The sequence below is a fragment of the Brucella sp. IR073 genome (assembly GCF_049065735.1).
GTDB lineage: Bacteria > Pseudomonadota > Alphaproteobacteria > Rhizobiales > Rhizobiaceae > Paramesorhizobium.
Window position 1 is genome coordinate 103,519 of the sequence record NZ_JBAKHD010000005.1, and the last position, 17,744, is coordinate 121,262.

Below are 17,744 nucleotides of genomic sequence, written 5' to 3' on the forward strand. Positions count from 1 at the left end.
AGCAGGCAATACACATGTCAAAAATTCTCACCATCGGCGAGGTTCTGGTGGAGATCGTCGCGACCAAGCGCGGCAATGGCTTTCGCGAGGCGGTGCCGCTGATCGGGCCGTTCCCGTCAGGCGCGCCGGCCATCTTCATCGACCAGGTGGGCAAGCTCGGGCAGGATTGCGCCATCATCTCGCGCGTCGGCGACGATGATTTCGGCCATGTCAATCTCGACCGGCTGAAGGCCGATGGCGTCGACATATCGGGCATCGAAGTGGTGCCGCAGGGGACGACGGGCAGCGCCTTTGTGCGCTATCGCGAGGATGGCAGCCGGGCCTTCGTCTTCAACATTCGCCACAGCGCCTGCGGCAGGATCAAGCTGACGCAAGCGGCGCTAGATCTCATCGACTGCTGCACGCATCTGCATGTGATGGGAAGCGCGCTTTATTCGCGCAGCCTCATCAAGGGCATTCTGACCGCGGTGGAGCGCATCAAGGCGCGCGGCGGAACCGTCTCGTTCGACCCCAACATCCGCCCCGAAATCCTCGACAGCCCCGGTATGCGTGAGGCGCTGAAGACGGTGCTTTCCAAGACCGATCTTTTCCTGCCGAGCGGGCCGGAGCTTTTCCTTTTCGCCGAGGCGCAGACGGAGGAAGAGGCGGTGGCCGAACTCATCGCGGCAGGCATCCGCGCCATCGTGGTCAAGCGCGGGGCCGAGGGCGCAACTTATTTCGACGCCGCGACACGGCTTACCGTGCCGGGCTTCACCGTCGAGGAAGTGGACCCCACCGGCGCGGGCGATTGCTTCGGCGCAACCTTCGTCACCTTCTGGCTGGCAGGCGCGTCGCCGCGCGAGGCTCTGACCTACGCCAATGCATCGGGCGCGCGTGCGGTGACGAGGGCGGGTCCCATGGAAGGCGCTTCGACCCGCGCCGAACTTGATGCGCTGATCGCATCGCAAACGAAGGAATTGACGGCATGAGCACGAACCACCTTTCCGATATCGCCAGCTGGCGCACACGGCAGAGCGGGATGCGCGGCATTCCCTCGATCTGCTCGGCCCACCCGATGGTGATCGAGGCGGCGATGCGCCATGCGCTCAAGCGCGGCACGCATCTGCTCGTCGAGGCGACCTGCAACCAGGTGAACCAGGATGGCGGCTACACCGGCATGACGCCGCTCGATTTCCGCCGCTTCGTGGAAGAGATCGCTGTCCGGACCGGCTTTCCGGCGGCAAAGCTGATCCTTGGCGGCGACCATCTGGGCCCCAATCCGTGGAAGCATCTGCCGCCCGGCGAAGCGATGGCGAAGGCGCGCGTGATGATCCGCGCTTATGCGGAAGCAGGGTTCACCAAGCTGCATCTCGACACCAGCATGGGCTGCGCCGGAGAACCGGTGGCGCTTCCCGATTCGGTCACGGCGGAGCGCGCGGCAAGCCTTGCGGCGGTGGCGGAAGCCGCCGTGCCAGCGGGTGCAGTGAAGCCCGTCTATATCGTCGGCACGGAGGTTCCGATTCCCGGCGGCGCGATGGAGGAACTGGACGTTCTGGAAGTTACCAAGCCGGAGGCGGCGCTGGAGACCGTGACAGTTCATCGCGAGGCATTCGCTGCGGCGGGGGCGGCGGAAGCTTTCTTGCGGGTCGTCGGCGTGGTGGTGCAGCCGGGCGTGGAGTTTGGCAACCACAATGTAATCGCCTATGAGCCGGCGAAGGCGAAGGCTTTGAGCGCCGCGCTCGAGCGGCTTCCCGGCCTCGTCTTCGAGGCGCATTCGACCGATTACCAGACGCGCGAGGCCTTGCGCAGCCTGGTCAATGACGGCTTCGCCATTCTGAAAGTCGGGCCGGGGCTCACCTTCGCGTTGCGTGAGGCGTTCTATGGGCTTGACCGGATCGCCGAGTTCCTTTTCCCAGGCAAGCGCAAGGAAACGCTGCAGGCGACCATGGAGCGGGTCCTGACGGCGGAGCCGAAGAACTGGGAGAGATATTACCACGGCTCGCCCGACGAGCAGCGCCTGCAGCGCCATTTCAGCTATAGCGACCGCATCCGCTATTACTGGCCGCAGCCCCAGGTGGCCGCGGCGGTGGATGAATTGTTCACGCTGCTGGACGGTATGACGATTCCCGAGACGCTGATCAGCCAGGACCTCGCGGGCCTGTACCCGGCGGTAAGGCAGGGCAGGGCGATCCCCACCGCGGCAGGGCTGGCGCTCGCGGCGGTGGAGAAGGTGCTGGAGGATTATTTCGAGGCTTGCGGCTGAGCGATAGGACTAGCACTAGCAAGCCATTCGCTATTTACCATCCGCTCTAGACCGACTCAGGAGCAAGGGATTCGGATTTTGGCCGACAAACCGATCAGGACGATGGAGGATTTTTCCGAGTATGTCGGGCTGTCGCGCCCGACCGTCTCGAAATACTTCAACGACCCCAGTTCGGTGCGCCGCAAGACGCGCGAACTGATCGAGGCGGCGATCAAGGACTCGGGATTTCGGCCGAATATTTTTGCGGTCAATCTCAACCGCCGCCGCACCAACATTCTCGGCGTTATCGTGCCGAATTCCACCGACCCGTTCTATATGGCGCTGACGCGGCGGGTGGAGCTCATCGCCAACGAGGCGGGATTTCTCGCCTTCGTACTCTCCTCTGATGGTAACCCGCTAATCGAGGAGCGGGCGATCGAGACGTTCAAGGCGATGAATGTCGCGGGCGCCATCATCGCGCCGCTGGGCGCGCAGTCGCATCACGAAAAGCTGCTGTCGCTCGGTGCATCCATCCCGCTCATCTATGTCGACTCGCCGCTCAACGAGACGTCGCCCTTTGTCGGCACCAACAATCGCCAAAGCTTTCATCTCATCGTCGATTACCTCTGCCGTTCCGGTGAGCCACCCAGCTATCTCGGCATGCCGGCGGTGAACACCAACGCCACGACGCGCGAGCTGGCCTATATCGAGGCGATGCAGCAGCTGAAGATGGAGCCGGTGGTGCTGCCGACGGCCAAGGTGGACACATGGGATTTCGAGAAGTTCGGCTATGACGAAATGCTGAAGCTTCTGGAAAACGGGCCGCTGCCGACGAAAACGGTGCTCTGCGCCAATGACCGCGTGGCGTTCGGCGCGATTTCCGCCGCTTATCATGCGGGGCTAAAGGTGGGGCGCGAGGCCGATTGCGACCTGCGCATCGCCGGGCATGACGACCATCCGCTCTCGCGCTATGCCTGCCCGCCAATCACTACCGTGGCGCAAAATTATAACGAGATCGGCCGGCTGGCCATGGCGCTGCTCCTGCACAAGCTAGGCGAGGCCTCACCTGCAACCGCGCCTTTGCCTGACGGCGAGCGTATCCTGCTCAATGCGGAGATCATGCTGCGGGAGTCGGCGTGAGGCGATAAAGCTTAAGTTGCAGGTATTGGCATCGTTTTCTCTCGATGGTAGAGTTCCTCAGTCGCACCCTGCGGTGGGTTGCGCGCGTCAACGGCTTTGAAAGAGCAGGGGAACCAGCATGAGCAGCGGCGATAATAGCATAGAGGACGAGGCCGGGACGATTAACATCTGGGTTCCCGATGCCGATAATCCGGGGGGAGGGCAGCTTGCCTACAATGAATGGCATGTATTTCAGGCAAGCTATACGCGCGGCGGCAAGCCCGTATCGCGCGCGCCGCTGACCTGGACCCTTCTCACCTCGAGCGGGACCATTATCCTTGCCACGACGAATGGCACAACCGGCGCGGACGGCACCATGACCAATGCTCTTCGGGGCGTCAACGCCGGCGCTGGCCAGGTGAGGGTTACGGCGGATAACACCAGTGACAGCAGCGATTGGATTGCCGTCGTTTTCGGTCCCGTCAATTCCGGTGTTCCCGGACAAGGAAGCATGGTGGTGACATCCGCCGATGGGCAAACTCTGTCTCTGGCCAGCAAGCATCAATTATCGGTCACGTACCGGGACTCCGGCGGCAACCTTATCCAGGATGGCACCGAGGTCACCTGGACGGCTTATCCCTCCAACAGGCTGACGTTCTTTGACGATCAGGGAAATGTTACGAATAAATCGAAGACTGTAAACGGCGTGGCAACCATTAAGATCAAGGCGCAGGGCGGGAATGCCATCGATGTTATCCCGCTTGCGGTGATTACGACTTCGGCCGTCAATCCGGTATCGGGTGTTCATGACCATGCGGACAAGGATCTCGAGGTGGGCTTTCAGGTAAGCCCCGACATGTATCCGATCGAGTATCACAAGTACCGGTCCATAGTATCCTACAACAGGCACATCCAATTTCTGGTCATGCATTACACGGCGGAGAATTTCGCAGATTCGATCAAGAGCCTGACCCAGGACGTCAGCGTGCAATATCTGATACCGCAACTTGACGATGACAGCTACAAGAATGCCGGCTTTGTAAATATCCAGATTTTCAACCTGGTGAGCGAAACCGAACGTGCCTGGCATGCGGGAGTGAGCTACTGGAAATATCACAGCAATCTCAACGACAGCGCCATCGGAATTGAAAACGTCAACCTTGCGACTGATCAGTACTTTCCTCCTTTTGATCCGCAACAGATGGCCGCGCTCAAGCAATTGTCACTCAACATCCTGCAGCGCTATCCCGATATCACGCCCACCCATGTCGTGGCGCATTCCGATATTGCCTGGGCCCGCAAAAGCGATCCGGGGCCGCAGTTTCCCTGGAAGGATTTCTATGAGGCGGGCATCGGCGCATGGTATGATGACGACACCAAGCAGAAATATATCGATCAATTCACCGCCAATGGATTGCCCGAGCGTTCGAAACTCCTCCACACCTTCTATACCTATGGATATGGCCCGCCGGATCAATTCACCGACGCGATGACGGACCAGCAATATCAGCTGCTCGTCCGCGCCTTCCAATTGCACTTCCGCGCTGACAACTATGACGGGGTGATGGATGTGGAGACGGCGGCTACTCTCTATGCGCTGGTGGAAAAATATTTCGGCTGAGGGGGAGCTTAGATTCGCCGGGAGGGCTTGCGCAGCCCTCCATGGGCTCATCAATGAAGGCTGACGCCATTATGGTAGCGCTATAGCGATTCGAGCCCCTGACGCCAAAAAATACTTTTAAAATCAAGCGGTTAGCTCGATATATGGTAGCGGAGGAGGGATTCGAACCCCCGACACAAGGATTATGATTCCTCTGCTCTAACCTACTGAGCTACTCCGCCCCCGAGCCCGCATCATAGCTGTTTTCCATCATGGAAACCTGTCAGCGATGCGTCGTTTTCGTCAGGAACGGCGCGGGTATAAGGTGGGGAGTGAGGGGCTGTCAAGCGTTCTTGAATGCCTAACAGACTTGTTTTCCGTCTTTTGCACCGATAAGGGGAGGGGCAAAATCGAAGGCGTTGAAATTAATGGCACCCCGCATTGCAGTATTGGGTTGCGGCTATTGGGGCAGCAACCACATCCGTACCTTGAAATCCCTCGGTGCGCTCTATGCCGTATCCGACGAGAATAGCGACCGGGCTTCGGGCTTTGCCGCGGAGCATGGCGTGCTGCATATTCCGGTCGAGGCGCTTTTCACCCATGAGGATGTGGATGCCATCGTGCTGGCGCTGCCGCCGCAATTTCATGCGCAAAACGCCATCCGCGCCGTAACCAACGGCAAGGACGTGCTCGTTGAAAAGCCGATCGCGCTGACGGTCGCCGATGCGGAGGCCGAGGTCAAGGCCGCGCGCGACAATGGCCGCATCTTCATGGTCGGCCATGTGCTGCGCTTCCATCCCGCCTTCGAGAAGCTTCTTCAACTGGTGCAGTCGGGCGAGCTGGGTGAGGTGCGCTATATCCATTCGCACCGCATCGGGCTCGGCAAATTCCACACGGAGAACGACGCACTTTGGGATCTTGCGCCCCATGATCTCTCGATGATCCTGGCGCTCACCGGCTGCGAGCCCATCGAGGTGCGGGGCGAGGGGGCGGCGGTGCTCGACCACCTCAGCGATTTCGCGCATGTGCATATGAAGTTTCCGGGCGGTCTGCGCGGCCATCTCTTCGCCTCGCGGCTCAATCCCTATCGGGAGCGCCGCCTTACGGTGGTCGGCACCAAGGCGATGGCGGTATTCGACGATGTCGAGCCATGGGAGCGCAAGCTTGCCGTCTATCGCCATGCGGTGTGGCAGGATAACGGGCAGTGGGCATTCACCGCCGAGGAGCCGACCTATATTCCGGTCGGCGAGGGGATGCCGCTCACGCGTGAGTGCCAGCATTTCATCGATTGCATCGAGACCCGCGCCAAGCCACGCACCGATGGCGAGGAGGCGATCAGCGTGTTGCGCATCCTGACCGCCGGCACGGTGCATCACGGCGAGCGTGGCGAGGTTGAGCCATATCAACACAGGGATGTGATTGGCAGGCGATGACAATGCTCTCAAGCGTTGTTAAAAGCCCGAGCAATCTTTGAATATCGGCCGGTGGCAACCGCCTGTACGAGACGTTACACAACTCCCCACAGGATTCGCCCGCGGGTGGCGGCGGATCCGTCCCTTAGCCGCATGATCCGGCCGAAAAGCCTGCCGCTTTTTGGGGTCATGCTAGTCGTCATGGAGCAGACATGCAATTCATCGATCTGGCGGCGCAACGCGAGCGCATCGGAGAGCGGCTGAACCAGGCCATCGCCAAGGTGGTGGCCGATGGGCGCTATATTCTCGGCCCGGAAGTGGGCGAGTTCGAAAAGAAGCTGGCGGATTATGTCGGCGTCGAGCATGTGATTGCCTGCGCCAACGGGACCGACGCGCTGCTGATGCCGCTGATGGCGCGAGGCATCGGGCGGGGCGACGCAGTGTTCTGCCCCAGCTTCACCTTCGCGGCGACCGCCGAGGTGGTGGCGCTTGCCGGCGCGGAGCCGGTCTTTGTCGATGTCGACCCAGACAGCTACAACATGAATGTGGCGCAGCTCGAAGCGGCCATCGCCGAGATCCGCCGGGAAGGGCGGCTGCAGCCCAAGGCAATCATCCCCGTCGATCTTTTCGGCCTTGCCGCCGAATATAACGCCATCATGACTGTGGCGGAGCGTGAGGGGCTGTTCGTCATCGAGGACGCGGCACAGTCCATCGGTGGCAAGCGCGACAATGCGATGTGCGGCGCGTTCGGCCATGTCGCGGCGACGAGCTTCTATCCCGCCAAGCCGCTCGGCTGCTATGGCGATGGCGGCGCGATGTTCACCAATGACGGCGAACTGGCGGAGACGCTGCGCTCCGTGCTGTTCCACGGCAAGGGCGAGACGCAATATGACAATGTGCGCATCGGCCTCAACTCCCGCCTCGACACGATCCAGGCGGCGATCCTGATCGAGAAGCTCGCCATCCTCGAAGACGAGATGGAAGCCCGGCAGGCGGTGGCGAAGCGCTATGCTGATGGTCTCAAGGATGTGGTGAAGGTGCCGCATACGCCTTCGGGATATCGCTCCGCCTGGGCGCAATATTCGATCGAGAGCGACGACCGCGACGGCCTCAAGGCGCATCTGACGGCGGCGGGCATCCCCTCGGTCATCTATTATGTGAAGCCGCTGCACCAGCAGACAGCCTATAAGCACTATCCGCAAGCGCCCGGCGGCCTGCCGGTTTCAGAGGCGTTGCCGGGCCGTATTCTGAGCCTGCCGATGCATCCCTACTTGAGCGCCGCCGACCAGGACCGTATCATCGACGCCATCCGGGAGTTCCACGGAAAGAAGTAAATTAGAAAAACGGAGAGGCTATCGATGCTCAGACCGGCTGTTCTTGTTCTTGCCGCCGCGGGGCTCGCCGGCCCTGTCCTCGCCGCCGACAACAACGCCGCCATCCAGAGGCAGATAGCCAAGCTCGATCCGCAAACTCGGATGGAACAGAGATGCAATGGCAGGGCGATGGGCCGCATCTCACGGGAGAAAAAGGGCATGGCGCCGGACGAGCTCGTCGCCTATGCCTTTGCCGATACGGTCAAGAGCGAACACGCCATGAAAGCCCCCGGCGCCGCTTTCCGCAGCAAGGGTAAGTGGTACCACCTGTCCTATACCTGCCACACAACCGACGACAACATGTCGATCGTCTCGTTTGATTACAAGGTCGGCGCGGTGGTTCCTCGTAGCGAATGGAGCAAGCATTATCTGGTGCCGTGAGGGCGTGATAATTAGATGTGTTGGCGGGACAGGCCCCCCCCCTCTGTCCCGCCAACCCCTTCCCACAAGAAAGTGGCCTACTTCCCCTTCTTCTGCCTTATCCGCTTTGCAAGGCTGTCCTCGTTGCCCTCATCCTTCGCTTCGTCTAAGGCCTGATAAACCGGCGAGGCGGGTCCTTCGCGTTCTGCGGTCACTGCCACCACCTCCGCGGCCAGGTCGCGGATTTGGTCGCGCAGATCGGCGTCCGTCTTCGCTTCTGCTGCCGAGGGCTTGGCGCTGCCTTTTTTCAGCGCCGCCAGTTCACCTTCGCGCCGCTCCAGCTTTTCCCTGGCATCCGTGAGGTCGGAGAGCAGGCGCGCCAGGCGCTTTTCCAGCGCGGCGTTGCGTTTGCGCTCGCTGCCGAGTTCCGCCTTGGCCGCCTTCGCTTCGGCGGACAATTCACGCTGCGCGGCTTCCCGATTGCGACGGTCGTGGCGCATGTCGTCCAGTTCTCCCATCAGCTTGTCCAGTTCGGTCTCGCGCACGGCCAGTTCGATGCGCAGCGTGTCCGCAAGGTTCGAGAGCTCGCGGTGGCTCGATTGCAGGGCTTGCAGCTCACCCTTCACCTGCTCGAGGCTCTGCTCTCTCGCAGCGAGCGCGCTTGCGGTCTCTTCCCATTCGTTCTGGCGGCTGCGCAGCTCGCGCACCTCACGCTCCACTTGGGAAAGCTGCCGCAGCCTTTCGTAATTGACGCCGAAGGCGAGCTTCTGCTTGTTATATTTTTCCTGAAACTCCTTGAGCCGCATTTCGAGCTTGCGCACGGCCATGGCGTGTTCGGCCCTGAGGGCGTCCTTGTCGGCGGCGATCTCATTGAGCGTCAGCGGCACTTCGGCCTCGATCCGCCGCTTCGTCAGGACCTCCGCGCGCCGCCATATGGATGGCGCGACGAGCGCCACGAGAAACGCGGCGCTTAGGAAGCCGAGAATGAAGAAAAGTACAGACTCGATCACTTCCGGGGTCCAGGATGCTGCCGGTTTTCAGGAATTGCGGACAGAATGACACAGCTGGGAGCGGTAATCCAGCGTTGCCGCCCATCCAATACCGATAACACCGAGGTTTTAAAACGGGTTCCAGGTCGGCGTCGGGGTCAGTTTGAGATAGCCGATATTGACGCCAAGGCGTGCGCCCACGCCCGTGCGCACCGGCACCAGCAGCATGTTTCCGCGTTTCAGCACGTTGAAGCCGACGCCGGCGATGACATAGGCCGAGCCGGAAACGCCGGCATAGCGGCCATACATATTCTGCACATCATCGAGATTATAGACGAGCATCATGACGCGCGAGCCCTGGCCACCGAAATCCCAGCCGATGGATGGGCCTTGCCAGAAGGTCTTATGATCGCCGGCATTCTTGGTGTAGAGCATGCCTTCGCCATAGGTGAGGCCGCCGATGAGCGCGCCGGAGCCTTCCTCGCCGAGAATATAGCCATTGGGCAGGCCATAATTCTGGAAGATCTTTTCGATGGCCGAGGCGAGCCCGCCCGAGGTCGAGCCGAAGAAGCGATGGCCGGAATCGACGATCTCCTGCATCGTGAATGTGTCGTTCGCGCGCGCCTGCGGCGCAAGTGCGAGCATCACCATCAGCAATGCGACGAAAATGCCTGCCAGGCGCAGGCGGGACGGGGACAGGGATAGAGAGGCCATTCAATGTTCCTTCTGGCTGCTCGCTTCTCTGTCTGATGCTCCTGAAGGGCATGCGCGGATCTGACGCCCGCTTCGGCCCGAATCATCGCTATCAAACGACGATATGCTTTCGAAAGTCCTTACATTTCGATCTTGGCGTTTCGATGACTTCATGTCGATGCCTTGGCCGCTTTCCTTGCCGTCGCCGAAACCGCTGTGTATCCAAAAGACGATCATCCCGGGTGATTCGGCCCGGAGCAATCCATGCTGTCCGGAGATATCTGCATGTCCTTGCCATTCCAGCTTTCCGCCGCCGATCTTGCCGCGCTTCTGTGCAGCCGCATCTGCCACGACATCATTTCGCCGGTCGGCGCGATCAACAATGGCCTTGAGCTGCTGGAAGAAGGCGGCGCGGACGAGGACGCGATGAACCTGATCAAGGCGAGCGCGCGCAACGCCTCGGCCCGCCTGCAATTCGCCCGCATCGCCTTCGGCGCCGCCGGGTCTGCCGGGGTGCAGATCGATACGGGCGACGCGCAGAATGTGGCGACCGAATATATGAAGGGCGAGAAAGCCGAGTTCTCCTGGGAAGGCAACCGCGTGTTGCTTCCGAAGAACAAGGTGAAGCTGCTGCTCAACCTGATCCTTATCGGCAATGGCGCGATTCCACGCGGCGGCTCGCTGACGGCGGCGATCGAGAATCCGGAAACGGAGCTGCGCTTCGTCGTCACCGCCAAGGGCCCGATGCTGCGCGTGCCGCCGAAATTCCTGGAGCTGCATAGCGGCAAGGAGCCGGAGGAGCCGGTCGATGCCCACTCCGTTCAACCCTATTACACGCTGCTTCTGGCGCAGGAGTCAGGGATGACGATCTCCATCCATGCGACGAAGGAAGAGATCGTGTTTACGGCGGCGTAATTGCCGACGACGCTCAAGATCCCCTCATCCGCTGCGGATGAGGGGAAGCTCGCACAGTATTTAAAACTTTACCTTCCCGCTTTCAGCTTTTTTCACGGGCATTGGCTAGGTTCCCTCCCAACAAACAGAGGGGACGGAAACCATGACGCGCTGCCTGATCGTGGACGATTCACCGGTCATAAGAAAAGTTGCCAGGCGGATACTCTCCGATGGCGCATTTACGATTGCGGATGCGGCGAATGGCTCGCAGGCCATCGAGCAATGCATGATGGAAATGCCCGATGTCATCCTGCTCGACAGCGATCTGCCCGACCTGCCGACGCTCGACATCATCGGAGCGATCAGAGAAATGCCTGGGGGGAGGGAAGCCAGGATTGTGCTTTGCCTCAATGAGGTGGACGTGACCAAGATCATGCGCGCCAAGCGGGCCGGGGCCTCCGGCTATATGCTGAAGCCTTTTGACAGGGCTTATCTGATGGCGCAATTTGCGGAGTATTTCGAGGCGGCGTAAAAACAAGAAAAGCCCCTGTCGGGGCCTTTCAAACCGGTAATCGGAAAAAAGAGGGATCAGGCGATTTCGCGCATTTCGCCGGCGGCTTCCGGTTCGCGCAGAACATAGCCTCGGCCCCAGACCGTTTCGATATAGCTCTGGTTGCCGGAGACGGCGTCGAGCTTCTTGCGCAGCTTGCAGATGAAGACGTCGATGATCTTGAGTTCCGGCTCGTCCATGCCGCCATAGAGATGGTTGAGGAACATCTCCTTGGTCAGCGTCGTGCCCTTGCGGAGCGAGAGCAGTTCCAGCATCTGGTATTCCTTGCCGGTCAGATGCACGCGCTGGCCGGCGACTTCCACCGTCTTAGCGTCGAGATTGACGACCAGGTCGCCCGTGGTGATGACCGACTGCGCATGGCCCTTGGAGCGGCGAACGATGGCGTGGATGCGCGCGATCAGCTCATCCTTGTGGAAGGGCTTAGTCATGTAATCGTCCGCGCCGAAGCCGAGGCCGCGAACCTTATCCTCGATGCCGGCCATGCCGGACAGGATCAGGATCGGGGTCTTGACCTTGGAAAGGCGCAGGGTCCGCAGGACCTCGTAGCCGGACATGTCCGGCAGGTTCAGGTCGAGCAGGATGATATCGTAATCATACAGCTTGCCGAGATCGACACCCTCTTCGCCGAGGTCCGTCGTGTACACATTGAAGCTCTCCGACTTGAGCATCAGCTCGATGCTCTGCGCCGTCGCACTGTCGTCTTCAATCAAAAGGACGCGCATCTTTTTTAATCCTCTTTTCCGCCGCCGAAACAGGTTGATCCCTCAAAGCAGCACACGGAACAGTCGTTGCCTTTATGTGAAGGTTGCCAGCAAATGGTTAACAAAATCTGATTCCGCTTGGCAAGCGGGTTTCGATTTTAATTAAAAATTTGCCGTATTTGTATGATTCACCTCGCAAAATTCCGTGTGAAAAATTTCCGTTTTCACATTAAGAACCTTCCTTAAGTGACTCATTCGACTCAGTGTTTTTCTGTTGCAGGAAAGCCACATCGGATTTACCGAGCCTTAAGTCCTAACGCCTATGATTAATGCTGCTCGTAAAAAAAAGGTTACCGAACGGGCAAACCTTTAATTTTATGTTGCGCTTCGGGACGGGTGATTCCGATGCGCACCGACTGAGCGCTTCGAGATGTGAAACCCTTCGCCGTTTCCGTTTCGGGTCGAATTTTTAAAGCCTTGGAACGGCCCTCGGGCGCTCCAGGGTTCCGGTGTTCAAGGAGTATTGCGTATGAAACCGCGTGAGAGCCTCGTGAGGCTTAAACTATTCCAGGTGAAGGAGAAGCGCCGGCAGCTCGGCCAGCTCGATCTGATGATGGGCGAATTCGAGCGCATGGCTGGCGAACTCGACGCGCAAATCCAATCGGAAGAACGGAAGGCGGGCATTACCGACATGTCGCACTTCGCCTATCCGACCTTTGCCAAGGCCGCTCGCCAGCGTCGCGACAATCTGTTCGTCTCGATCCGCGACCTGCAGGCGCAGAAGGAAGCCGCCGAGGCTGCCCTCGCCGAAGCCGAAGCGGAGCTCGCCAAGGCGGAAGCGCTGGAGAATCGCGACGGCAAGGCCCGCGACGCGGAAGAGCGTCCGGCAGCGGTCGACCGGCGGGCGATGATCGGTTGAGTATGTCCCTCCCCTTTGCGGGGAGGGGGCCCGAAGGGTCGGGTGGGGGTGGTGACGCTTGCGCTACTGTCTCCAGCAATGCACAAACGTCACCACCCCCATCCGCCCGCTAACGCGGGTTTCGTCACTGGGAAAGCCAAATCGTTGGCTTTTCCTCGGCCTTCGGCCGAACGCTCCTCAATCCCCGCAAAGGCGGAAGGGGAGCGTCACCGCTCCTGCAAAACGTCGTTCCAGTCCGAATGACGCGTGAATTGTACGCGCATGAAGGAGCAGAGCGGCAGTATCTTCCAGCCATTTTTCCGCGCATCTTCCACCGCGTGGACCGCCAGGGCCTGCGCTATGCCCTGGCCGCGCAAGGCGTCGGGGACGCCGGTATGATCCACGATGATGAGCCCGGCATTGACCCGCGAATAGGTCATCTCCGCCACATGGCTTCCGATTTCCGCCACATAACGGCCGCCTGAGCCGGTTTCTTCGTTGCGGATCGTCAACTTTTCGCTCATAGCGATCTCCATTTCCATATGGGAAATCTATAGCCAAAACCGAAAATGGCCAGCCCAAAGGCCAGCCATCCGGTAATCATGGATATAACTCTATGATTAATAGCAATATTTAATGACGATATTGCTGGATTCGGGTCGTCCGAAGACCTGCGAGACCATGCTCGTCGATCGAGGATTGCCAGGATAGGAATTCCTCCACCGTCAATGTGTAACGCTGGCATGCTTCCTCAAGGCTGAGGAGCCCGCCGCGAACGGCGGCGACAACCTCTGCCTTGCGGCGTATGACCCAGCGCCGCGTGTCGGCGGGGGGGAGATCGGCAATGGTCAGCGGGCTGCCATCGGGGCCGATAACATATTTAACTCGTGGTCTTACCAGATCGGTCATTGTACTCTCTACACAACACTCAAGGACCTAATCGCCGATCACGATAAACACACAGCTTTAAAAATTGGCTAAGCACCCGGTAAGATACTGGTAACGAAACACTTTTTGCATCTTAATCTTTTTTTATTCAATTGCGGTCGGTTATATAGGCTCCCATTATTGCCTGCGGACTCCACACGGGGCGCCGATGTCGCAAATGAATGCGGCATCTTGGCAAAGCGCCCATATTCGGCCTATATACAGACATTATTATCGACTGAAGAAAACAGTGGGCGCTTGCCCACAGGCCGGTCCGCTCATGAAACTCAACAGCCTCGATCTGCCGGGAAAGCCGGAAGACACCCGCGTTGTCGTCGCCATGTCCGGCGGCGTCGATTCCTCCGTCGTGGCCGGAATCCTCAAACGCGAGGGTTATGACGTCATCGGCGTCACGCTGCAGCTTTACGACCATGGCGCGGCGGTGCATCGCGCCGGTTCCTGCTGCGCGGGGCAGGATATCGAGGATGCGCGGCGCGTCTGCGAGAGCCTTGGCATCCCGCATTATGTGCTCGATTACGAGAAGCGTTTCCGCGAGGCGGTGATCGATCCCTTCGCCAACAGCTATGTCAGCGGCGAGACGCCGATCCCATGCGTTTCCTGCAACCAGACGGTCAAGTTCGCCGACCTCCTGCAGACGGCGCAGGATCTGGGCGCGGCGGCGCTCGCCACCGGGCACTATATCCGCAGCCACGCCAATGGCGCGCACCGTGCGCTTTATCGCCCTGTCGATACGGACCGTGACCAGAGCTATTTCCTTTTCGCGACCACGCAGGAGCAGATCGATTATCTGCGCTTCCCGCTGGGGCATCTGCCGAAGGCGCAGGTGCGTGAAATCGCCGAGGAAATGGGGCTTGTGGTGGCGAAGAAGCAGGACAGCCAGGACATCTGCTTTGTGCCGCAGGGCAAATATTCCGACATCATCGCCAAGTTGAAGCCGGAGGCAGCCAATCCGGGCGACATCGTGCATATCGACGGGCGGGTGCTTGGGTCGCACGAGGGCATCGTGCATTACACCATCGGCCAGCGCCGCGGCATCGGCGTTGCGACCGGCGAGCCGCTCTATGTGGTGCATCTCGACGCCGCGCAGGCGCGTGTGATCGTCGGCCCGCGCGAGGCGCTGGAGACGCACAAGGTCTATCTTCGCAACGTGAACTGGCTCGGCGACGGGGCGCTGGAGGATATTCCGGCGTCCGGCTTCGAGGTCTATGCCAAGGTCCGCTCGACGCGCCCGCCGCGCCCGGTGGTGCTGCATCATGCCAATAGCGAAACCTGGGTAGAACTGGTGGATGGCGAAAGCGGCATCGCGCCGGGACAAGCCTGCGTGCTCTATTCCGACGACAGCAATGCCGCCCGCGTCTATGGCGGCGGCTTCATCGGCCGGTCCGAACGCTCGCGCCAGGCGGAAGAAATGTTGCGGCGGCTGACCCAGGCGGCTTGAGCGTCTGGAGAGGCCAGCTGATCTGCGTTATAGTCCCCTGACAATTCCATTGCCGGGGGATATTTTATGGATGGCTGGACATTGCATTGGCTGGAGGCGTCAGGCGAACTTGGCGATTTCCGGGCTGAGATCATCGAAAATTTTGAAGCGGCCTACCGCCTTCTGTCGACATTTCTGCCGCCACCGCGTCTCGATATCCTCATCCAGCGGCTGACGGGTGAGACCATTCCGGAAATGGGCATTGTCGGGCATGCCTATCGCGGAACGCTGTTTGGGATGGTCGTCGACCCCGACAATCCCAATTTCACTGACAGCCTCGGAAATGGTGCGCTTCAGCGACAGATTATCCACGAGGTTCATCATTGTCTGCGCATGGCGGGGCCGGGCTATGGCTGGACCCTCGGGGAGGCGCTGGTCAGCGAGGGGCTGGCCGGGCAGTTCGTGCGCAAACTGTTCGGGTCCGCCCCAGAACCCTGGGAGCGGGCGGTGCCGCTGGAATATCTCCACAGCAATCCCGTCGAAGGGAAGCGCTTGAGCACGAAAGATTATAACCATCCCGCGTGGTTCTTCGGAACCGGTTCGCATCCCCGCTGGCTCGGTTATACGCTGGGGTTCGAAATGGTGGGAAGCTGGCTGAAAAAGGCCGGCGAAATCGATGCCGCGACTTGGATCGGCGTTCCCGCCGACACGGTGATCGAGGCGGCCGCGAAGGGCGGCTTTGTTTCCCTCACCCAAACCGGCTGAAGCGTGAAAGCGCGATGCCGGAGGCGGTGGCGACGTTGAGACTGTCGAATTCCGCCGACATGGGGATGCGCGCGGTGTTGAGCCGTTCGAGCAGCGGTTTCGGCAGGCCTTCGCCTTCGGTTCCCATAAGCAGTGCCTGCCGCGGGGCACGGGGCACGTCATAGATGCTGCGCGCGCCCGAGGGACTCAGTGCCCAGATATCGAACTTCTCCTCGACCAGCGCGGCGATGATGTCGTCGATGGAGCCTTGCCGGGCATAGGGGATTTTCAGCGCCGCGCCCACGGAAACGCGAATGGCCTTGCGGTAGAGCGGGTCGCAGCAGGTCTCGTCCATCAGCACGCAATCGGCCTCGAAGGCGGCGGCGTTGCGAAAGATCGAGCCGACATTATCGTGGTTCGAAATGCCGCAGAGGACAGCGACGAGCGCGCGCTCCGGCATGGCCGCGAGCAGCTGCGCGGGGGAGGGGACCGCCTTGCGCCGGCCGACCGCCAATATGCCGCGATGGACATGGAAGCCCGAAATCCGGTCCATGATGTTCTGCGACACGCAATAGACGGGCATCTCCTCGGGGCAGAGGCGCAATTGCTCCGCAAGGCCGCCCAGCCGGTTCGCGACGACGAGAATCGATTCCGCCTCGAAACGGGCGGATGAAAGAAGCACGTTGAGGACGACCTTGCCCTCCGCGATGAAGCGCTGGCCACGCCCGACAAGGTCCCTCTCGCGGATATTGCGATAGGGCGTCAGACGCGGATCGTCGGCATCCTCGATTGTGAGAATGCGCGCGTGGGGATGAAAGCCAATATCTGCCTGCATCCCTCCTCTTTAGAGCCGCATTTACGCGACGCCAAGCTCGTCTTTACCTGAAAAGAAGCTTCGGCGTTAGTCACCGCCGGGTCATTGCCGAATCGAGTCGGCAGGAGGCTTCGAATTCTCATAAAGGCCATCGAGCGTGGCGAGCATCTGCTCGATGCGATGTGACGACACCATATAATAAATCGTTTGCGCGTCACGGCGCGTCGTAACCAGATTGAGCGCTCGCAGTTTCGCCAGGTGCTGAGAAAGGGCCGATTGGCTGAGATTGACGGTCTTGGCCAAATGGCCCACCGACATCTCGTTTTTCAGCAATTCGCACAAGATCAGCAAACGCTTGTTATTGGCCAGAGCGGAAAGAAAGCCCGCTGCCTGATCAGCGTTTGCAACCAAATCCTCATAATATCTCTCGGATTTCATAAAGCCGTCCTACCCCCGTATGACTGCATGAAGCGTTGCTTAATAAGCGATTGCCGCGAAGCCTATACACAACTAACAATGGAATTTTCAGTTGCAAGAGCCTATCACGACAAATCCCAATAATTTACTCACACTCTGTCAGGTAGCCCGGATCCATGGCCCATTCCTCCCGTTCCTCCGCGGTCACGGCTTATAAGACAAATCTGTATCAGAACACAATTATTTTTTGAATAGAACTTTGTGCTCCGAGTCAAGTAGACTTGTTAATAAAAGTAATTTTTCAAAGATATTTGAAGATTTCAGTGTGTGCGCGTATTTATTACTTTGATCTGGATTGATTTATCGCGGCTGCCCGCGAGAAGCGTCCGGCACATCCGTCTGTTACGGTTCAGATTTTATTAACCAGCGCGGTGGCATTCGGGGCGCAAAGACCCCCAAATTTTCGCTCCCAATTGGTTTTGGAGAAATTTTTTCCACAGGTTCCCCTTACGTCAACTGCAAATTTGTCACTTTCTTTCAACAAATAGGCTTGCAAAGAGTCGCGTCAGGCGC

The 17,744-nt window shown here is 59.6% G+C and carries 19 protein-coding genes and 1 tRNA gene; 12 read left to right on the top strand and 8 right to left on the bottom strand.

What is annotated here, in order from left to right; genetic code table 11:
• The first annotated feature begins 14 nt into the window (after positions 1-14).
• The 4 genes from ACOWVG_RS12375 (at position 15) to ACOWVG_RS12390 (ending at position 4,961) form a co-directional block, all read left to right on the top strand.
• Positions 15-968, top strand: a complete 954-nt coding sequence (locus ACOWVG_RS12375; RefSeq protein WP_420962525.1) for a sugar kinase — start codon at positions 15-17, stop codon at positions 966-968.
• Positions 965-2,242 (top strand): D-tagatose-bisphosphate aldolase, class II, non-catalytic subunit, encoded by a 1,278-nt coding sequence (locus ACOWVG_RS12380; protein WP_420962526.1) that lies wholly within the window; start codon positions 965-967, stop codon positions 2,240-2,242. Before ACOWVG_RS12375 ends, ACOWVG_RS12380 begins: the two co-directional genes overlap by 4 nt.
• A 102-nt stretch (positions 2,243-2,344) precedes the next feature.
• Positions 2,345-3,361 (top strand): LacI family DNA-binding transcriptional regulator, encoded by a 1,017-nt coding sequence (locus tag ACOWVG_RS12385; RefSeq protein ID WP_420962891.1) that lies wholly within the window; start codon positions 2,345-2,347, stop codon positions 3,359-3,361.
• Between the two features lie 118 nt (positions 3,362-3,479).
• Entirely contained in the window at positions 3,480-4,961 is a 1,482-nt protein-coding gene (locus ACOWVG_RS12390; RefSeq protein ID WP_420962527.1) for an N-acetylmuramoyl-L-alanine amidase, read from the top strand.
• Positions 4,962-5,105: 144 nt separating this feature from the next.
• Here the strand turns inward: ACOWVG_RS12390 and ACOWVG_RS12395 are convergent.
• Positions 5,106-5,182, bottom strand: a tRNA-Met gene (locus ACOWVG_RS12395).
• A 186-nt stretch (positions 5,183-5,368) separates the two neighbouring features.
• Here ACOWVG_RS12395 and ACOWVG_RS12400 point away from each other — a divergent pair.
• The 3 genes from ACOWVG_RS12400 to ACOWVG_RS12410 all read left to right on the top strand — a co-directional run bounded on the left by ACOWVG_RS12400 (position 5,369) and on the right by ACOWVG_RS12410 (position 8,106).
• On the top strand, positions 5,369-6,373 hold the full coding sequence (locus tag ACOWVG_RS12400; protein WP_420962528.1) for a Gfo/Idh/MocA family protein: 1,005 nt from the start codon (positions 5,369-5,371) through the stop codon (positions 6,371-6,373).
• Between the two features lie 191 nt (positions 6,374-6,564).
• The gene (locus tag ACOWVG_RS12405; RefSeq protein WP_420962529.1) at positions 6,565-7,686 is read left to right on the top strand and encodes a DegT/DnrJ/EryC1/StrS family aminotransferase; all 1,122 of its coding nucleotides are present in this window, start codon (positions 6,565-6,567) and stop codon (positions 7,684-7,686) included.
• Positions 7,687-7,710: 24 nt separating this feature from the next.
• Positions 7,711-8,106, top strand: a complete 396-nt coding sequence (locus ACOWVG_RS12410; protein ID WP_420962531.1) for a DUF930 domain-containing protein — start codon at positions 7,711-7,713, stop codon at positions 8,104-8,106.
• A gap of 77 nt (positions 8,107-8,183) precedes the next feature.
• Here ACOWVG_RS12410 and ACOWVG_RS12415 read toward each other — a convergent pair whose 3' ends face one another.
• Entirely contained in the window at positions 8,184-9,095 is a 912-nt protein-coding gene (locus ACOWVG_RS12415) for a hypothetical protein (RefSeq protein WP_420962532.1), read from the bottom strand.
• Positions 9,096-9,203: 108 nt separating this feature from the next.
• Positions 9,204-9,788 carry a DUF1134 domain-containing protein gene (locus tag ACOWVG_RS12420; protein WP_420962533.1) on the bottom strand — a complete coding sequence of 195 codons (585 nt, stop codon included), beginning with the start codon at positions 9,786-9,788 and terminating at the stop codon, positions 9,204-9,206.
• A 264-nt stretch (positions 9,789-10,052) separates the two neighbouring features.
• Between ACOWVG_RS12420 and chpT the strand changes: the two genes are divergently transcribed.
• Entirely contained in the window at positions 10,053-10,682 is a 630-nt protein-coding gene (gene chpT / locus ACOWVG_RS12425; protein ID WP_420962535.1) for a histidine phosphotransferase ChpT, read from the top strand.
• 142 nt (positions 10,683-10,824) lie between these two features.
• Positions 10,825-11,193: a response regulator gene (locus tag ACOWVG_RS12430; RefSeq protein WP_420962537.1), complete on the top strand. Its 369-nt coding sequence runs from the start codon at positions 10,825-10,827 to the stop codon at positions 11,191-11,193.
• Between the two features lie 56 nt (positions 11,194-11,249).
• On the opposite strand, the gene ctrA is transcribed toward ACOWVG_RS12430, so the two are convergent.
• Positions 11,250-11,954 (bottom strand): response regulator transcription factor CtrA, encoded by a 705-nt coding sequence (gene ctrA, locus ACOWVG_RS12435; protein ID WP_420962539.1) that lies wholly within the window; start codon positions 11,952-11,954, stop codon positions 11,250-11,252.
• 508 nt (positions 11,955-12,462) lie between these two features.
• Between ctrA and ACOWVG_RS12440 the strand changes: the two genes are divergently transcribed.
• Positions 12,463-12,852: a flagellar export protein FliJ gene (locus ACOWVG_RS12440; RefSeq protein WP_420962541.1), complete on the top strand. Its 390-nt coding sequence runs from the start codon at positions 12,463-12,465 to the stop codon at positions 12,850-12,852.
• A 206-nt stretch (positions 12,853-13,058) separates the two neighbouring features.
• Here ACOWVG_RS12440 and ACOWVG_RS12445 read toward each other — a convergent pair whose 3' ends face one another.
• On the bottom strand, positions 13,059-13,343 hold the full coding sequence (locus ACOWVG_RS12445) for a GNAT family N-acetyltransferase (protein WP_420962892.1): 285 nt from the start codon (positions 13,341-13,343) through the stop codon (positions 13,059-13,061).
• Between the two features lie 121 nt (positions 13,344-13,464).
• On the bottom strand, positions 13,465-13,740 hold the full coding sequence (locus tag ACOWVG_RS12450; RefSeq protein ID WP_420962543.1) for a DUF1153 domain-containing protein: 276 nt from the start codon (positions 13,738-13,740) through the stop codon (positions 13,465-13,467).
• A gap of 298 nt (positions 13,741-14,038) precedes the next feature.
• On the opposite strand from ACOWVG_RS12450, the gene mnmA reads away from it, so the two are divergent.
• Positions 14,039-15,217, top strand: coding sequence for a tRNA 2-thiouridine(34) synthase MnmA (gene mnmA / locus ACOWVG_RS12455; RefSeq protein WP_420962544.1), 1,179 nt, complete (start codon positions 14,039-14,041; stop codon positions 15,215-15,217).
• Between the two features lie 66 nt (positions 15,218-15,283).
• Positions 15,284-15,961, top strand: a complete 678-nt coding sequence (locus ACOWVG_RS12460; RefSeq protein ID WP_420962547.1) for a DUF2268 domain-containing putative Zn-dependent protease — start codon at positions 15,284-15,286, stop codon at positions 15,959-15,961.
• On the opposite strand, the gene ACOWVG_RS12465 is transcribed toward ACOWVG_RS12460, so the two are convergent.
• Positions 15,945-16,775 carry a TrmH family RNA methyltransferase gene (locus ACOWVG_RS12465; protein WP_420962549.1) on the bottom strand — a complete coding sequence of 277 codons (831 nt, stop codon included), beginning with the start codon at positions 16,773-16,775 and terminating at the stop codon, positions 15,945-15,947. The two genes, ACOWVG_RS12460 and ACOWVG_RS12465, sit on opposite strands and share 17 nt — an antisense overlap.
• A gap of 81 nt (positions 16,776-16,856) precedes the next feature.
• Positions 16,857-17,192, bottom strand: a complete 336-nt coding sequence (locus ACOWVG_RS12470) for an ArsR/SmtB family transcription factor (protein ID WP_420962551.1) — start codon at positions 17,190-17,192, stop codon at positions 16,857-16,859.
• Positions 17,193-17,744 lie beyond the last annotated feature (552 nt).

Bases quoted from the DNA above. Each gene is read 5' to 3' on its own strand.
- ACOWVG_RS12375 (WP_420962525.1), top strand. From the start codon at position 15: ATGTCAAAAATTCTCACCATCGGCGAGGTTCTGGTGGAGATCGTCGCG.
- ACOWVG_RS12380 (WP_420962526.1), top strand. From the start codon at position 965: ATGAGCACGAACCACCTTTCCGATATCGCCAGCTGGCGCACACGGCAG.
- ACOWVG_RS12385 (WP_420962891.1), top strand. From the start codon at position 2,345: ATGGAGGATTTTTCCGAGTATGTCGGGCTGTCGCGCCCGACCGTCTCG.
- ACOWVG_RS12390 (WP_420962527.1), top strand. From the start codon at position 3,480: ATGAGCAGCGGCGATAATAGCATAGAGGACGAGGCCGGGACGATTAAC.
- ACOWVG_RS12400 (WP_420962528.1), top strand. From the start codon at position 5,369: ATGGCACCCCGCATTGCAGTATTGGGTTGCGGCTATTGGGGCAGCAAC.
- ACOWVG_RS12405 (WP_420962529.1), top strand. From the start codon at position 6,565: ATGCAATTCATCGATCTGGCGGCGCAACGCGAGCGCATCGGAGAGCGG.
- ACOWVG_RS12410 (WP_420962531.1), top strand. From the start codon at position 7,711: ATGCTCAGACCGGCTGTTCTTGTTCTTGCCGCCGCGGGGCTCGCCGGC.
- ACOWVG_RS12420 (WP_420962533.1), bottom strand. From the start codon at position 9,788: ATGGCCTCTCTATCCCTGTCCCCGTCCCGCCTGCGCCTGGCAGGCATT.
- chpT (WP_420962535.1), top strand. From the start codon at position 10,053: ATGTCCTTGCCATTCCAGCTTTCCGCCGCCGATCTTGCCGCGCTTCTG.
- ACOWVG_RS12430 (WP_420962537.1), top strand. From the start codon at position 10,825: ATGACGCGCTGCCTGATCGTGGACGATTCACCGGTCATAAGAAAAGTT.
- ctrA (WP_420962539.1), bottom strand. From the start codon at position 11,954: ATGCGCGTCCTTTTGATTGAAGACGACAGTGCGACGGCGCAGAGCATC.
- ACOWVG_RS12440 (WP_420962541.1), top strand. From the start codon at position 12,463: ATGAAACCGCGTGAGAGCCTCGTGAGGCTTAAACTATTCCAGGTGAAG.
- ACOWVG_RS12450 (WP_420962543.1), bottom strand. From the start codon at position 13,740: ATGACCGATCTGGTAAGACCACGAGTTAAATATGTTATCGGCCCCGAT.
- mnmA (WP_420962544.1), top strand. From the start codon at position 14,039: ATGAAACTCAACAGCCTCGATCTGCCGGGAAAGCCGGAAGACACCCGC.
- ACOWVG_RS12460 (WP_420962547.1), top strand. From the start codon at position 15,284: ATGGATGGCTGGACATTGCATTGGCTGGAGGCGTCAGGCGAACTTGGC.
- ACOWVG_RS12465 (WP_420962549.1), bottom strand. From the start codon at position 16,775: ATGCAGGCAGATATTGGCTTTCATCCCCACGCGCGCATTCTCACAATC.
- ACOWVG_RS12470 (WP_420962551.1), bottom strand. From the start codon at position 17,192: ATGAAATCCGAGAGATATTATGAGGATTTGGTTGCAAACGCTGATCAG.